Raw genomic sequence first — 1,891 nt, forward strand, 5'->3', positions numbered from 1 at the left:
TTCCACCGTACTACCCACACACGTGGGGGTGATCCTAGACCTATTACTAATGTTACAAGCATACAACCGTACTACCCACACACGTGGGGGTGATCCTATAAAATGATTAATCCTGCATTGAGGATTAAACTTAAATAAATACTGTTGAAATGGAGATTAACTTTAATATGTTCACTGATAAGATTAAAAAATTAAGAGAAATAAGTGATATGACGCAATTAGACTTATCAATTAAACTCAATATGTCAAGGCGTTCATATATAGATTTGGAGACCGGGAGATTTAGTCCAAAATACACCACACTTATTGCAATAGCTGATTTCTATGACGTTAGCATTGATTACCTTGTTGGACGTACTGAAAATAAAGATAGCCACAAGTTATGATATAGCTAAGTTTATCATTTACAATTAAGTACTACCCACACACGTGGGGGTTATCCTATAAAATGTTTTCCCTTGCTTCAAGGGCAAAACTTAAATAAACATTGATGAAATGAGGTTATACTATGAACATTTTAGGTAAAAGATTAAAAGAATTAAGAAAAGAAAGAGATTTAACTCAGGTAGAGGCAGCAACTAAATTTAATATAACTAGAAGACAATACCAGCGCATAGAATCAGGTGAACAAACAACCAAATACACTACACTCATTGCAATAGCTGACTTCTATGACGTTAGCATTGATTACCTTGTTGGACGTACTGAAAATAAAGATAGCCACAAGCTATGATATAACTAGATTTATCATTTACAATTAAGTACTACCCACACACGTGGGGGTGATTTTTAAGCCTGCTCAAAATTCTTTTGTTGTCAGTAATTTAGATACAAATGATAAGAAGTCTAAAAGCCATGCCAAGGCAATAAGTGTGGCGGATACGAGTTCTTTTTTGGTTTTCGATTTTAGTGATAAATCATCCAAACCAAGTAAGTTGTTCTTAGATGGCCTTGAGAAGGATTTTTCTCCAGTATATGACAGTGGGAAAATAATCAAGAGAGAGTTTGATGGAAGCCAAAAGACAGCGAGAATTATATTTGATAATGGGGAGGTTTTAGAGGAGACTTTGCAAGAATCATAATTCGATGTGTCAGATATCAAAAAAATAGATGTAGTGACTGCTCCAACTAAAAAAGAAGGAGAATCTAAGAACAAAGATGATGCTAAGTCTAGTCAAGGTAAGAAATTTAATCCAATAGCCAATCCTAATCCATTAGAGAAAGAGTCTGCAAATGATTTTGACTATGACTTAGAGGACAAGGATCTAAGTGTTGACATAGTTATGACCAAGAGTGACCAAGAATTGAGCTATGCCTATGAAGATGGAGGATTGAAGAGAATTTTTATTTATGGTTTAAAATTAGGAGATACTGTTAAGATATCCATACCATCATACCCAGATGTTACTTTAAAGGCTGTAAATGGAAATCCATTTGACCCTTATACCCTAAGAGAAGCTAAGTAGTGAGGCAAGTAATTAGCATTAATTATCCAAAAAATTATTAAAAACAAGATTTAAAATAATATATATACCGACCCTAATCTACAAGAAATATTTAAAGATTAGAGGGTCGGTATTTGTATGCAAGAAAGTAGCGAAAGTCTTGACAATTTTGGGCTTTGTACTAAGTGATTTATGTATTTAGAGTCTTGAAGAAAAGCATATTTGTGGATAACTTTTATGGAAAAATAAAAAAATATAAAAAATGTAATGTGCTATAACATATGTTACACAATTGAATAAAAAAAGAGAGGAACTCTGATACAATAGTAATATCAACAAAACCATTAAGTAAAGGAGTCCTCTCATGTCTATTATAACAGAAGAAATGCGTTACCGCCAAAAATTATGTGAATTTGCTAAAAAATATGGAGTTACAAAAGCCGCAA

At 33.0% G+C, this 1,891-nt stretch carries 4 protein-coding genes; all 4 read left to right on the forward strand.

All coding sequences use genetic code 11. The annotated features are described in order from the left end of the window. Positions 1 to 167: 167 nt before the first annotated feature. Positions 168 to 386, forward strand: coding sequence for a helix-turn-helix domain-containing protein (locus F823_RS0109575; RefSeq protein ID WP_019595699.1), 219 nt, complete (start codon positions 168 to 170; stop codon positions 384 to 386). A 122-nt stretch (positions 387 to 508) separates the two neighbouring features. Next, positions 509 to 733, forward strand: a complete 225-nt coding sequence (locus F823_RS0109580; protein ID WP_004167293.1) for a helix-turn-helix domain-containing protein — start codon at positions 509 to 511, stop codon at positions 731 to 733. Positions 734 to 782: 49 nt separating this feature from the next. Then, entirely contained in the window at positions 783 to 1,082 is a 300-nt protein-coding gene (locus F823_RS0109585; protein WP_019595700.1) for a hypothetical protein, read from the forward strand. A gap of 6 nt (positions 1,083 to 1,088) precedes the next feature. Further along, positions 1,089 to 1,466 (forward strand): hypothetical protein, encoded by a 378-nt coding sequence (locus F823_RS0109590; RefSeq protein WP_004167296.1) that lies wholly within the window; start codon positions 1,089 to 1,091, stop codon positions 1,464 to 1,466. The last annotated feature ends 425 nt before the right edge of the window (positions 1,467 to 1,891 follow it).

The organism is Peptostreptococcus anaerobius VPI 4330 = DSM 2949, assembly GCF_000381525.1.
Lineage (GTDB): Bacteria > Bacillota > Clostridia > Peptostreptococcales > Peptostreptococcaceae > Peptostreptococcus > Peptostreptococcus anaerobius.